Origin of the sequence: Streptomyces sp. GS7 (genome assembly GCF_009834125.1) — a bacterium.
In the GTDB taxonomy this organism is placed as follows: domain Bacteria; phylum Actinomycetota; class Actinomycetes; order Streptomycetales; family Streptomycetaceae; genus Streptomyces.
The window spans coordinates 5,496,894-5,509,456 of the sequence record NZ_CP047146.1 but is presented as its reverse complement, the minus strand read 5'-3'; the positions used below and the strand labels follow the sequence as shown (position 1 = coordinate 5,509,456).

The window sequence follows — 12,563 nt, the reverse complement described above, 5'->3', positions numbered from 1 at the left end:
CCGGTCCCCCCTCAGGTGCTGCGGCCGAAGTCGTCCCAGCGCTGGTAGTTGCCGCCATTGCAGCCGTTGACCTTGTAGTAGCGGCTTCCGTCCCCGTAGGTGTCCAGGCACTGACCGGACCAGCGGGCGTCCTCCGCGTACTTGTTCCAGAACCGGATCCCGCCCCTGCCGCGGTCGGAGGCAGAGCCGTCAGCCGCCCACACGGACAGGTCATCACCGCAGTTCCACGCTCCGGCCACATGCCATCCGTCACCGTTTGCCTGCGGGTTGACGCCGAGGCAGGCCGTGCCCGCGTCGCCCCACGACTGGGCGTAGCGGTACAGGTTGAGACTGCCGTCGTTGCCGACTTACTCCACCAGGAAGAATTCGCGGGAGTCGAGCTTGTCGCAGGGTGCGCTGCGGAACTCGACGCCGGTACGGAGCATGTGACCCTGGATGCAGCCGCCGGTGGCCACGTTTTGCAGCATGGTGTAGTTGTCGGCGTGGGCGGGTGCGGCCAGGCCGAGGGTAGGCAGGAGAGCGGCTGCAGCGGTGGCCGCGAGTTTGGCGCGTAGCTTCACGGTGTTCCCCCCCGTCAAGTCGTCGGTGCTTGCGCCGGCGAGGTTATCGCGGGAGGACGCTGTCGCGGCGCCTGGGCGTCAAGGGGCGCCCCTGTCGCATCACCCGCCACGTCCTGCAATTGCGCAGCAGGGTCCGGGGTGACTCTGCTGCGTGTTTCGCCGGGGCGTGCGGGGTGACGGTGACCGTGTCGGGGGCAGGCGGCTGCGAGGCGGTGTTGGGGTGTCAGGTCTCCCGGTGCCCGCTCAGAACAGTGCCAGGTCCTCGCCGCTGGTGTCCGCGATGACTGGCCGGGACTGGGCAGGGAGGCCGTCCAGGCGGTCAGGGCCGGCCGCGGCGGCCACGGCGGGGGCTGTCTCGGCCAACCAGACACGAAACCGTTCGGCGGCTTCGCGGTAGGGGACTTGGGCCAGGACACGGTGCTCGCCGGAGGGGCAGAAGTCGACGGCGACAGTGAGCAGGCAGGAACGGGGCGCGTTCTGACTGCCCGTCCAGGACACGCGCAGGACACCGCAGGGCTGGCGCCCGCGGGGGGCGCGGTGGGTCGGGCGCAGCGATCTGCAGGCTGTGTGGGCGGTCCATGCGGCGAGGTGGGGCAGGGGCAGGGTGGTGCGTGCGCGGCAACCGGGGCAGCGGTGCCAGTGGCGGAGCCAGTCGTCGGTGTCGGTGTGGAAGAGGTGTGTGTAGTGGTTCGCCACGCGGATGTCGTTGCTGTACAGGTGGTCGGGGCGCTCCTGTGTGTTGCAGGACTGGCAGACGGGGGCACGGACGTAGCCGTGTTCGTGGCAGTGGTCGAGGACGGTGGCGGGCGCAGTGTGGCAGACGGCGCATGCCCACCCGGCCACTTTGCGGGAGGTACTGGGCTTCCTGCTGAGCACCGAGTACAGCTGGCCTTCCAGCTCTTTGTTGTACGGGCGCAGTGGGGCGATGGGGCCCTCGGGGCTCGTCGTCTGCCGACCGTTGGCGTCTCGGGTCTGCCGGGGGCGGGAGGGCGGCTCGGTGACGGCTGCGCTCGCCTGGCGGGTCCGCGCGGCTTGCACCCACTGCGTCTCGGTGTGCTCGGCGGCGTCCAGCAGCCTGACCACGGCGCGCGGCAGCCACCACGTCCGCTGCGCCCCGTCGCGGGTCCGCTCCACGAGTATCTGTCGCCAGTCGATCCCCGCCAGATGGCAGGGCCGGCCGTCTTCACGCCGTGCGGCCCGCTCGGGGCCGCCCGGCTCCTGCAGTTCCCGCGTGATGCGCCGGCGCCAACGCAGCGGCGTTTCCTCGTTGCACTCCTGCCGCGGCGCCCCACGAAACGGACCGATGCGGACCAGGTCCTGCCGATCCATCCCCACCGCGTTCAGTTCCGCGGCCGCCCGGCGCACCTCAATCTCCCGAACACTCCACTGGCCGCCGCTCGCCCGCACCGTCGCCACCACATGGCCGCCGAGCAGGACGTACCCCACCCGGGCATGGGCAGGAGAGCAGGTGAATGCCCCAGAAGCCGTCGGCACAGCACTGTCGGCCGTCACATCGACCCACAGAGCGTCCGCGGCGCCCAGGGCGATCAGGCCGTCCGTGCGACCGGGCATGACACGCTCTGACATACCGACAGGCTACTAACCGTCCGAGCCGTCGCCTTCTACGTCACGTCCGGTATGTGGGAGGAGGCGTCCGTGCTCGACGAGCTCATCAACGCCCTGGAGACGACCCTGCCCCACTACGCGGACGCAACGTGTGGACACGCGCAGCACGCCGAACTCGCCCAGTGGGCACCGGACCTCGCCGAGTTCGGCATCACACTCGCATCGGCCGGCGGTCGCGCCCGCTACGAACGTTATCGCCGGGAGGACGAAGCGCCGCTGGAGAATCTCCTGTGCCAGGTCACCCTCGCCGCCATCGCCACGGGCACACTGGAGAGCCTGCGCTCGCGACGCACGTGGCTTGACTCCGGCCGAACGCCGTCCTCCTCCCAGGTACAGGACTCACACATGTCCCCTCCGCGGTGAAGATCAGCGCAAGCCGGCTCTGGCGTCGGAGCGGGTTCCGCGTCGGCACCGAGGGCCCTGGGCCCGGACCTGCGGCCGATGGTTTGCTGTGCTTCGCCCAGGACCTCTTCGGCACCCGGTTCGCCCTCGACGACGACGCACACGTGGTGCGCTTCGCCCGGCGGAAAATCGTTCGCGTGTGCGGTTCTGGAATTCTGTTGCTGCTCCGTTCAATCCGAGGTGAGGCCGCGTATCGCGTGGCACGGGATGGGGCCCGGCGATCATCTGATCCGATGGGAATGACCGTTACGCGGGCGGCCTGAGCGAGCCGCCCCACGCCACCTCCAGGAGGGCGCACATGAGCATGAGGCGATCTAGGAGCCGCGCCGCGCTAGCGGCAGTGTGCGGAGGGATGTTCATCGCCACCGTGGGAACCATCCAAGCCCAAGCCGATGACGGCGTCCCAGGTGGGAGGGCTCCCCACGCGTCCCCCGAGACGGACGAAGATGTCATGGCGGCGACCTACTTCGGGCTCAAGGAGTCTTCGAAGCGGGCAGGCCGCACGAACTTCCTGGGGCTGGCCGAGATCGAGAAGGCAGAGACCCGTACCGTGGCCGGCACGATGTACTACATCCAGGTGAAGGCCGGGGAAAGCAGCTGCAAGGTGGCTGAAGAAGCGAACTGGACGCCCGAAGGCTGCGGGGCGACGGACCCCGCAAACGCCAAGTCGTGCACGATGCGGGTCGTTCACCGAGCCTGGCAGACCGCCGCGCCTTATGAGCTCATGGGCGGCACATGCAAGGAACTCTGACCCAGAGCGGGCAGGCCCACGGCCGCACTCGGTCACAGAGGTGCAGTGGGCGGCAATGCCTCTCCGTCAGTGGCGCGACCGAGTCTCCTCTTTCGGCACCTTCGTCGGGTGGAGGGAGTGGGAGACGAGTGGGAGACGAGCATGGAATTTCGCTGTGCGGAGCTGTGCGAATCAGCGCGAATGTGTGAGGTGGGCTGGGCAGCGGATGCAGTGCAGCCCACCATGAATCCACCCGCCAGTGCTGTCCGAAGTGCTCGAAACCACTTGTCGAGCAGGTGTTTTCTACAGCGTGGTACCGCCGGGCGCGCTCCAGTCGGGTCCGAGGAGGCCCGCCTCGTAGGCGAGGAGCGCCGCCTGGACGCGGTTGTCCAGGCCCAGGCGGGTCAGGATGCGGTTGACGCGGCTCTTCACATTGGCCTCGGTCAGGCCCAGGGCCTCGGCGATCTGGAGGTTGGAGCGGCCCTGCGCGACCAGGACCAGCACGGGGAGTTCGCGCTCGGTCAGCGTGCCGACGAGGTCGGTGGCGCGGCTGCGGCCGGTCCGCGGGGCGCCGGGGAGGAGACCGGCGGGCAGCGCGGTGAAGGCGCCGATGAGCCGGTGGGTGACGCTGGGGGCGAGCATCGACTCGCCGTCGGCCACCACGCGGATGGCGTGGGCCAGTTGGTCGGGTGGGCTGTTCTTGAGCAGGAAGCCGCGGGCGCCCGCGCGCAGCGCCGCGTGCACGTACTCGTCCAGGTCGAAGGTGGTGAGGACGAGGACGCGCGGCGGCGGTTCCGGGTGCGGCCAGTCGTCGAGGATGCGGCGGGTGGCCTCCACACCCGTCATCCCGGGCATCCGGACGTCCATGACCACGACGTCCGGGCGGAGCGAGCGGGCCAGGGCGACGGCCTGCGCGCCGTCGGCGGCGTCGCCGACCACGGAGAACCCGGCGCGGCGGCCGATGACGGCGCGCAGCGCGTCCCTGACCATCTCCTGGTCGTCGACGATGAGCACGCGCAGGGCGGGGTCGGTCATGACGGCACCTCTGGGCTGGAGGGGACCTCCGGGGTGGGCGGCAGCGGCTGGGAGGGGGCCGGGCCCGCCGGGAGCGGGACCGGGAGCGTGGCATGCAGCCGCCAACCGCCGTGCGGCCGCGGGCCGTTGCGTACGGTGCCGCCGAAGGCCGCGACGCGTTCGCGGATGCCGATCAGGCCGCGGCCGGAGCCGGGCACGGGCCGGTGGCCGGCGACCGGCGGGCCGTTCTCGACCTCCACCGCCAGCGCCGCCCCGTCGTGCCGCACGGTCAGCGACACGGCTGCCGGACCCGCGTGCTTGAGGACGTTGGTGAGCGCCTCCTGCACGATGCGGTAGGCCGAGACCTGGAGCGCGGGCGGGACGTCGCCGAGCGCGTCCTCGTCCAGCGTCGCGGTCACCGCGCAGCCGGCCGATCCGACCGCGGTGAGCAGCCGGTCGAGGTGGCGCAGGGACGGCTCCGGCGCCAGGTCCGCCTCCTCGTCCCGGGCGGTGAGCAGGCCCAGGATGCGGCGCATCTCGACGAGCGCGGTGTCGGCGGTCTCCGCGATCCGCGCCACGCCCCGCAGGTCGTCCCGGAGGGCGCCGCGCGGATCGTCCCGGAGGACGTCCTCGATGATCTCCTCGGTGGACCGCGCCTGTACGGCGATGGCGCTCACATGGTGGGCGACCACGTCGTGGAGGTCGCGGGCGATACGGGTCCGCTCGGCGGCGACGGCCTGCCGGGCGTTGGCCTCCTGCTCGGCGCGGAGCCGTTCGTTGGCGTCCTGGAGCCGGCAGTTGACGTCGTGCAGCCGGGCGTTGAGGTCGCGCAGCCTGCCCGCCTGGATGCTGATCCGCCGCCGTCCGTACCCCAGCAGCCAGGCGACGGCGTAGAAGGCCGCGAACGTCGTCGCGGTGATCGGCTCCAGCGAGCCGAGCTTCGGCGGCCCGGCCTGGCCGGTGAGGAGGTCCGTCGCCACGGCGGCGGCGAGCGAGAGCACGGTCCCGGGCAGGCTCACCCGCAGCGGGGTGCAGCGGGCCAGCGCGTACACGCCGAAGACCAGCAGGAACGGCCCCGGCGTCTTCCCCTGCACTGGGGCCAGCACCTCGAAGGCGATGAAGGCCGCGGTCATCGCCGCCAGGACCGTGCGCGGGAATCGGCGGCGCCAGAAGAGCGGAAGGGTCTGCAGCGCCCAGAGCGGGACGCCGGCCGGGCCCGGCGCCGGGTGCCGGGCCAGCAGGGTCGCCACGTCGACGGCGGTCAGTCCGCCGCCGAGTGCGAGATCGGTCAGCCAGGGGCGCCGGCCGGCGAACCGGCGCCGCGCGGCGCGCAGGGCTGTCATGGGGTGTGCGTTCATGTCCGGTGGTCAGGCTAGCGAGCCGCGCCGCGGGCGGGATCGTCCGCAGGGAGGGATCCGCCGGTGTCCCGGCGCATCGAAAGTTGCGGCGCATCGAAAGTTGCGCGGGCCCGCGGCAGATCGGCAGCCGGGACGAGGTGGTGCGGGCCCGCCGTTCCCTAGCGTCGAGTACAGGCCGGAAGCGACAACTCGCACCGGCCGCTGGACGACCCGATCCACCAGATCCGATGAACCCACACCCGATGAACAAGGCGGAGGACATGCGCACCCATACGCAGACGCGTGACGACCGGGGGACGAGCGAGGCCCGCAGGCGTACGGGGCATCCGGGGAGCGGTGTACCCGCGCCACCGGCCCGGTGGCGCTACCCGGTGCTGGCGCTCGGCGCCGCCGTACAACTCCTCGCGGTCGGCGGACGCTGGGACATCGCCGCCGCCGCATGGCTCTTCCCGGTGCTGCTGCTGCGCTTCGGCCGCACCGGCCGGGTGGTGTCCGGCATGCTCTGGCTCTGGCTGGCCAACATCGCCGCGGCGGTGTTCTGGCTCTTCGAGTCGGCGCTGGGATTCAGCCCGGTCACCGTCGGCGGAGCGGTCGCCCTGGCCGCGCTGCTGACCGTGCCGTACCTCCTCGACCGGCTGCTGGTCCGCCGGCTGCGTCCCTGGATGGCGCTGCTCGTCTATCCCTCGGCCATCGTCGCGGCCGAGTTCGTGATCACGCAGCTGACGCCGTTCGGCGGCGCGTACGGTTCCCTGGCGGCCACGCAGTACGGCAACCTGCCGCTGCTGCAACTCGTCTCGGTCACCGGCTCCTACGGGATCGGCTTCCTGATCGCCTGGTGCGCGGGCGTGGTGAACCTGGTCTGGGAGACGGCCTCCTGGCGCCCGGTCCGCCGGGCCGTGTTCACCTACACCGCGGTCCTCCTGGCCGTACTCCTCGCCGGCGGGGCCCGGATCGCCTTCTTCCCCTCCGGCGCGCCCACGGTGCGGGTCGCCGGCGTCACCGCCGAGACGTCCGTGCTCCGTGCCCAGAAGGCGGCGCTCTCCCACGTCACCGGTGGCCGCCGGTCCGTCGCCGCGGCGCCGCCCGCGGGGCTCGAACCGGCCATGAACGCCGTGGCGGACAGCCTGCTGGCCGCCACCCGGCGGGAGGCCGCGGCCGGTGCGAAGATCGTGGTCTGGCCCGAGGGAGGAGTGCGGACCCTGGAGGTGCACGAACGCGCCGCCATCGCCGCGGCGCAGCACGAGGCCCGCCGGTCGGGGATCTACCTGGAGATCAGCCTCAGCGTCTACAGCTCCACCGGACCGGCATACGGCCGCGACGAGGCGCTGCTGATCGACCCGCACGGCACCGTCCTGTGGACCTACCAGAAGGCCCACCCGGTCCCCGGCTCGGAGCCCTTCACCCCGGGCGACGGCAAGGTCCCGGTCGCCGCCACCCCGTACGGCCGTCTCGCCAACGTCATCTGCTACGACGCCGACTTCCCCGGCATGATGCGGGTTCCCGCCGACATCATGCTCGTGCCCTCCCACGACTGGGCGGAATACGGGCGTCCGCACACGCAGAAGGCCGCCCTCCGCGCCGTCGAGAGCGGCTACGCCCTCGTCCGCCAGGACGCCGAGGGCGTGGCGACCGCCTACGACAACCGCGGCCAAGTCCTCGCCACGACGGACTACTTCACCACCGGCCGGCAGACCACGGTGGCCTACGTGCCGACGCGCGGTGCCACCACCCTCTACGACCGCATCGGCGACACCTTCGCCTGGCTGTGCCTGGCCGCGGTGGCGGCGGTGCTCGCGACGGGGGTGCTGCGCGCCCGCTCACCGAGGGAGCGGATGGCGGCCCAGGGCGACCCGACGGGTGCGCCGGCAGGTGAAATGAGGTAGTGAGGTACCCCGCGGGAAGTGGGAAACGAGAGAGGAGGGGGCGACATGGTGTCCACCGACGGGCTGCTCGCCTTCGGGGTGATGTCGCTGCTGGTGATCGTGATACCGGGGCCCAGCGTGCTGTTCGTGATCGGCCGGGCGCTGGCCCACGGGCGCCGTACGGCACTGGCGACGGTGCTGGGCAACATGCTGGGCTCGTATCTGCTGGTGGCCGTCGTCGCGTTCGGCCTGGGCTCCCTCCTCGAACGGTCGCTGGCCCTGCTCCTGGTGGTGAAACTGGCGGGAGCGGCCTACCTCGTCTACCTCGGCGTGCAGGCCATCCGGCACCGTAAGGACCTCGCGGCCGGTGAGCCGGGGCCGGGTGGGCGCCCGGCGCGCGGCGATCTGCGGACCGTCGCGGACGGTATCGCGGTCGGCGTCACCAACCCCAAGGGCCTGATCTTCTTCGCCGCCGTGCTGCCCCAGTTCGTGCACCCCGCGGCGGGCGCGCTGCCCGCCCAGATGCTGCTGCTGGGCCTGGTCCCGATCGGCATCGGCCTGGTCACCGACACCCTCTGGGCCCTGACGGCCACCGCCGCCCGCACCTGGCTCGGCCGCTCCGACCGCCGGCTGTCGCTGGTCGGCGGCGCGGGCGGGCTGGCGATGATCGGGCTCGGGGTGACGGTGGCGGCCACCGGCCGCGCGGATTGACAGCGCCGCGCGGCCGCGCGCGGACGTGCTGTGGGCCGCGCTGGGCCGGTCCGCGGCGGACGCCGCCGACCCCGTGGCCCAACTGGCCAACACCCCGCTGACGGCCGACGACATCACCCGCCACCTTTACACCGCCGGCCGCCCCGACCCCGACCTGGTCATCCGCACCAGCGGCGAACAGCGGATGTCCAACTTCCTGCTCTGGCAGAGCGCTTACTCCGAGCTGTACTTCTGCGAGGCGTACTGGCCCGCGTTCCGCGAGATCGACTTCCTGCGCGCCCTGCGCAGCTACGCCGACCGGCAGCGCCGGTACGGCGGTTGAGGCGGCCCCGAGGGCCGGGGCCCGGGCCGGCACCGCACTCGTACGGGACCCGGCGGTGCGGTCACCGGGGTGCCGGCGGCTCCCCGGTGACGGCCACCTCGGCGGGCCGCAGCAGCCGGTCGCCGACCCGGTACCCCTGGCGCAGGACGGCATCGCAGACGGCGCGTTCGGCCCGTGCGGCGGGGGTGTAGGTGACGGCCTCGTGGAGGGCGGGGTCGAAGGGGTCGCCGAGCGCGGCGACGGACCGCAGGCCCAGGGCGGTCAGTTCCGCTTCGAAGACCCGGACGACGCGCCGGAACCCGCCGGTGACCTCGCCCTGGTCGGCGGCCTCGGCGATGGCGTCGAGCACCGGCAGCATCTGCGCCAGCACGTTGACCACGGCGATCTCGCCGATCGCCAGCCGGTCGCGGTGCACCCGCCGGCGGTAGTTGTCGAACTCCGCCTTCAGGCGCTGGAGGTCGGCCGTACGCTCCTGGAGCTCGGTCTGCAGCCGTTCGCTCTCCGGCTGTTCGGTGCCGAGCCCTCCGGCGGTCGGTCGCCGTGCTTCGGGAGGTGCCGGCCGTCCGGCGGCCGGGTCCGGGCCGGGCGATGCGGCGGTCCCGCGGCGGCGGTCCTCCGGCCGGTGCCCGACGAGCGCCAGCTGAGGGCGGGGGACGTGGCCGGCATCGGTCGGGCGGTTCATCGTCCGCTCCCTTCCTGCTTGTCGTCGTCGACGATCTCGGCGTCCACGACGTCGTCCTCGGCCTTGGCCTGGTGGCCCGGGTGCGCCCCGGCGCCGTCGGTGCCGCCCGTGGCCTGCGCGGCCTGGGCCTCGGCGTACATGGCCTGGCCCAGCTTCTGCGAGACGGTCGCGAGCTTCTCGGTGGCGGTGCGGATCTCGGCGGTGTTGTCACCCGCGGCGGACTCGGCCTTGAGCTTCTCCTTCAGCTCGCCGACGGCGGTCTCGACCTCGGTCTTGAGGTCGCCGGGGACCTTGTCCTCGTTGTCCTTGAGGAACTTCTCGGTCTGGTAGACCAGTTGCTCGCCCTGGTTGCGGGTCTCCGCGGCCTCCCGCTTGCGGCGGTCGTCCTCGGCGTACTGCTCGGCGTCGCGGACCATCCGGTCGATGTCGTCCTTCGGCAGCGAGGAGCCGCCGGTGACGGTCATCTTCTGCTCCTTGCCGGTGCCGAGGTCCTTGGCCGTGACGTGCATGATGCCGTTGGCGTCGATGTCGAAGGAGACCTCGATCTGCGGGACGCCGCGCGGGGCCGGCGGCAGACCGGTGAGCTGGAACATCCCGAGCTTCTTGTTGTACGCCGCGATCTCGCGCTCGCCCTGGTAGACCTGGATCTGCACGGACGGCTGGTTGTCCTCGGCCGTGGTGAAGATCTCGGAGCGCTTGGTCGGGATGGTCGTGTTGCGCTCGATGAGCTTGGTCATGATGCCGCCCTTGGTCTCGATGCCGAGGGACAGCGGGGTGACGTCCAGCAGGAGGACGTCCTTGACCTCGCCCTTGAGGACACCGGCCTGGAGCGTGGCGCCGATGGCGACGACCTCGTCCGGGTTGACGCCCTTGTGCGGGTCCTTGCCGGTCAGCTCCTTGACCAGCTCCGTCACCGCGGGCATCCGGGTCGAACCGCCGACCAGGATCACATGGTTGATGTCCGCGACCTTGATCCCCGCGTCGTCGATCGCGTTGTGGAACGGGGCCTTGCAGCGGTCGAGCAGGTCCGCGGTCATCTGCTCGAACTGGGCCCGGTTCAGCTTCTCGTCCAGATGCAGCGGGCCGTCCGGCGACGCGCTCAGGTAGGGGAGGTTGACGGTGGTCTCGGTGGCGGCCGACAGCTCGATCTTCGCCTTCTCGGCGGCCTCGCGCAGCCGCTGGGTGGCCATCTTGTCCTGCGACAGGTCGATGCCGTACGCGTTCTTGAACTGCTTGGTCAGGTGGTCGACGATCCGCTGGTCCCAGTCGTCGCCGCCCAGGTGCGTGTCGCCGTTGGTGGCCTTGACCTCGACGACGCCCTCGCCGATCTCCAGCAGCGAGACGTCGAAGGTGCCGCCACCGAGGTCGAAGACCAGAATGGTCTGGTCGTTCTCCTTGTCGAGGCCGTAGGCCAGGGCGGCGGCGGTCGGCTCGTTGACGATCCGCAGGACCTTGAGCCCGGCGATCTCGCCGGCCTCCTTGGTCGCGGTGCGCTGGGAGTCGTTGAAGTAGGCCGGGACGGTGACCACGGCGTCCGTCACGTCCTCGCCCAGATAGTCCTCGGCGTCCCGCTTGAGCTTCTGCAGCACCCGTGCGGAGATCTCCTGCGCGGTGTAGTGCTTGCCGTCGATATCGCCGCTCTCCGGGAAGCGCCACCGCGCGTCGCCCATGTGCCGCTTGACCGAGCGCACGGTGCGCTCGACGTTGGTCACGGCCTGGCGTTTGGCGATCTCGCCCACCAGGACCTCCCCGCCCTTGGCGAAGGCGACCACCGACGGGGTGGTCCGGGCGCCCTCGGCGTTGGTGATGACCGTGGGCTCACCGCCCTCCAGCACGCTGACCACCGAATTGGTCGTTCCGAGGTCGATACCGACTGCTCGCGTCATGGTCGTCTCCTCACCGTCGGGCCCGTTCCCGGCCCCGATCCGGGGCACGGCCTCTCACCTGCTGATACGGAGACCGGGTCCGCTCCCTCATCTGCATAAAACGTGCCCCGATCCCTGGCAAGATGCACCTTTTCGAAGCAAATATTCCGTATGTACCGAAAGTGGGCGGGTGGTCGCACGCTGTCACTGGGCGGGCGGATCCGCGGCCCCACCGACCGGGCCGGGGCGTACGGGCGCGGACCCCCGCCGGGGCGGTGGCGCACGAAGCGGGCCGGGGAGAAGGGATCGGCCCGCCGGGCCGCGGAGTTGGGGGGCGGCGGAGCTGCCGCTCCAGTGGCTGCGGATCGCCGCCCGGACGCGGATCGACGAGGCCGCCGGGCGCCCGCCGGCCCAGGGACTGATAGACCGCCCTCCGGAACGGGGACGGATCCGGCCATGACCATCCTCCTCGGCACCTCCGGCTGGCAGTACCGCGACTGGCGCGGCGTCCTCTACCCGCGGGACCGCCCGCAGCGGCTCTGGCTGGAGGAGTACGCGCGGCACTTCGCCACCGTCGAGAGCAACGCCGCCTTCTACCGGCTGCCCGAGGAGCGCACCTTCGCGGACTGGCGGGACCGGACGCCGGCGGGATTCGTGATGGCCGTCAAGGCCAGCCGCTATCTGACGCACATCAAGCGGCTGCGCACCCCGGAGGAGCCGGTCGGACGGCTGATGGCGCACGCCGCCCACCTCGGCGACCGGCTCGGCCCCGTACTGCTCCAGCTGCCGCCCACCCTGCACGCCGACGCCGGGCTGCTGGACGCCTGCCTCGGCTGCTTCCCCGCCGGGACCCGGGTCGCCGTCGAGCCCCGCCACGCCTCGTGGTGGACCGCGGAGATCCGTACGGTGCTGGAGTGCCACGGTGCCGCACTGTGCTGGGCGGACCGAGGCTCCCGGCCCGTGACGCCGCTGTGGCGGACCGCCGACTGGGGATATCTGCGCTTCCACGAGGGCCGGGCGGAGCCCTGGCCGCGCTACGGGCCGCAGGCGCTGGCCGCCTGGGTCCGGCGGATCGCCGCCACCTGGCCCGACCGGGCCGACGTCCATACGTACTTCAACAACGATCCCGGCGGGGCGGCCGTCCTCGACGCCGCGCGGTTCGCCCGCGCCGCTGCGGACGCGGGCCGCACGGTGAGCCGTGCCCCGGCCCCGGGCGGCCGCACCGGCTGACCGCGGCCGGTCTCCACGCCGCCCCCGCGCCCTCGGCAACGCCCACCGCCCGCCGGACGCCGCGCACTTGGCGCGCCGGCTCGCGAGCCGGCGCCGGGTCAGAGTTGCGTCAACGTCTTCGAACGCAATCCCGGTATTTGCCGCCGTGAAGTGACGATGTCCTGGAGGACCCGGCACGCCGACCGGTGCCGCGGGCCACCC

Annotated in this window: 12 protein-coding genes and 1 pseudogene; 6 read left to right on the top strand and 7 right to left on the bottom strand. The window is 72.0% G+C overall.

Annotated elements, in window-relative coordinates:
* Positions 1-11: 11 nt before the first annotated feature.
* From GR130_RS23930 to GR130_RS23920, 3 genes are all read right to left on the bottom strand, one after another.
* The gene (locus GR130_RS23930) at positions 12-239 is read right to left on the bottom strand and encodes a hypothetical protein (protein WP_159506607.1); all 228 of its coding nucleotides are present in this window, start codon (positions 237-239) and stop codon (positions 12-14) included.
* Between the two features lie 108 nt (positions 240-347).
* The gene (locus GR130_RS23925) at positions 348-560 is read right to left on the bottom strand and encodes a hypothetical protein (protein WP_159506606.1); all 213 of its coding nucleotides are present in this window, start codon (positions 558-560) and stop codon (positions 348-350) included.
* A gap of 243 nt (positions 561-803) precedes the next feature.
* The gene (locus GR130_RS23920) at positions 804-2,147 is read right to left on the bottom strand and encodes an endonuclease domain-containing protein (RefSeq protein WP_159506605.1); all 1,344 of its coding nucleotides are present in this window, start codon (positions 2,145-2,147) and stop codon (positions 804-806) included.
* Positions 2,148-2,216: 69 nt separating this feature from the next.
* Between GR130_RS23920 and GR130_RS23915 the strand changes: the two genes are divergently transcribed.
* Complete coding sequence (locus GR130_RS23915; protein ID WP_159506604.1) at positions 2,217-2,549, top strand: hypothetical protein; 333 nt, start codon at positions 2,217-2,219, stop codon at positions 2,547-2,549.
* Positions 2,550-2,886: 337 nt separating this feature from the next.
* On the top strand, positions 2,887-3,339 hold the full coding sequence (locus GR130_RS23910; protein ID WP_328707566.1) for a cystatin family protein: 453 nt from the start codon (positions 2,887-2,889) through the stop codon (positions 3,337-3,339).
* A 282-nt stretch (positions 3,340-3,621) separates the two neighbouring features.
* On the opposite strand, the gene GR130_RS23905 is transcribed toward GR130_RS23910, so the two are convergent.
* Together GR130_RS23905 and GR130_RS23900 are read right to left on the bottom strand one after the other, a co-directional pair.
* Positions 3,622-4,353, bottom strand: coding sequence for a response regulator transcription factor (locus GR130_RS23905; RefSeq protein WP_159506602.1), 732 nt, complete (start codon positions 4,351-4,353; stop codon positions 3,622-3,624).
* Positions 4,350-5,675 carry a sensor histidine kinase gene (locus GR130_RS23900; protein ID WP_236573415.1) on the bottom strand — a complete coding sequence of 442 codons (1,326 nt, stop codon included), beginning with the start codon at positions 5,673-5,675 and terminating at the stop codon, positions 4,350-4,352. The genes GR130_RS23905 and GR130_RS23900 overlap by 4 nt, the downstream gene beginning before the upstream one ends.
* A gap of 275 nt (positions 5,676-5,950) precedes the next feature.
* Between GR130_RS23900 and GR130_RS23895 the strand changes: the two genes are divergently transcribed.
* The 3 genes and pseudogenes from GR130_RS23895 to GR130_RS23885 form a co-directional block, all read left to right on the top strand.
* Positions 5,951-7,573 carry a nitrilase-related carbon-nitrogen hydrolase gene (locus GR130_RS23895; protein WP_159510170.1) on the top strand — a complete coding sequence of 541 codons (1,623 nt, stop codon included), beginning with the start codon at positions 5,951-5,953 and terminating at the stop codon, positions 7,571-7,573.
* 45 nt (positions 7,574-7,618) lie between these two features.
* A complete protein-coding gene (locus GR130_RS23890; protein WP_159506600.1) occupies positions 7,619-8,263 on the top strand; it encodes a LysE family translocator in 645 nt (214 codons plus the stop codon).
* Positions 8,264-8,336: 73 nt separating this feature from the next.
* Positions 8,337-8,585, top strand: a pseudogene (locus tag GR130_RS23885) (undecaprenyl diphosphate synthase family protein); the annotation flags it as partial.
* Between the two features lie 61 nt (positions 8,586-8,646).
* Here the strand turns inward: GR130_RS23885 and grpE are convergent.
* Positions 8,647-9,267, bottom strand: a complete 621-nt coding sequence (gene grpE / locus GR130_RS23880; RefSeq protein ID WP_159506599.1) for a nucleotide exchange factor GrpE — start codon at positions 9,265-9,267, stop codon at positions 8,647-8,649.
* A complete protein-coding gene (dnaK, locus tag GR130_RS23875; RefSeq protein WP_159506598.1) occupies positions 9,264-11,153 on the bottom strand; it encodes a molecular chaperone DnaK in 1,890 nt (629 codons plus the stop codon). Before dnaK ends, grpE begins: the two co-directional genes overlap by 4 nt.
* A 435-nt stretch (positions 11,154-11,588) precedes the next feature.
* Here dnaK and GR130_RS23870 point away from each other — a divergent pair, with 435 nt between their 5' ends.
* Positions 11,589-12,362, top strand: coding sequence for a DUF72 domain-containing protein (locus tag GR130_RS23870; RefSeq protein WP_159506597.1), 774 nt, complete (start codon positions 11,589-11,591; stop codon positions 12,360-12,362).
* The last annotated feature ends 201 nt before the right edge of the window (positions 12,363-12,563 follow it).

Bases quoted from the DNA above. Each gene is read 5' to 3' on its own strand.
- GR130_RS23920 (WP_159506605.1), bottom strand. From the start codon at position 2,147: ATGTCAGAGCGTGTCATGCCCGGTCGCACGGACGGCCTGATCGCCCTG.
- GR130_RS23910 (WP_328707566.1), top strand. From the start codon at position 2,887: ATGAGCATGAGGCGATCTAGGAGCCGCGCCGCGCTAGCGGCAGTGTGC.
- GR130_RS23905 (WP_159506602.1), bottom strand. From the start codon at position 4,353: ATGACCGACCCCGCCCTGCGCGTGCTCATCGTCGACGACCAGGAGATG.
- GR130_RS23900 (WP_236573415.1), bottom strand. From the start codon at position 5,675: ATGACAGCCCTGCGCGCCGCGCGGCGCCGGTTCGCCGGCCGGCGCCCC.
- GR130_RS23895 (WP_159510170.1), top strand. From the start codon at position 5,951: ATGCGCACCCATACGCAGACGCGTGACGACCGGGGGACGAGCGAGGCC.
- GR130_RS23890 (WP_159506600.1), top strand. From the start codon at position 7,619: ATGGTGTCCACCGACGGGCTGCTCGCCTTCGGGGTGATGTCGCTGCTG.
- grpE (WP_159506599.1), bottom strand. From the start codon at position 9,267: ATGAACCGCCCGACCGATGCCGGCCACGTCCCCCGCCCTCAGCTGGCG.
- dnaK (WP_159506598.1), bottom strand. From the start codon at position 11,153: ATGACGCGAGCAGTCGGTATCGACCTCGGAACGACCAATTCGGTGGTC.
- GR130_RS23870 (WP_159506597.1), top strand. From the start codon at position 11,589: ATGACCATCCTCCTCGGCACCTCCGGCTGGCAGTACCGCGACTGGCGC.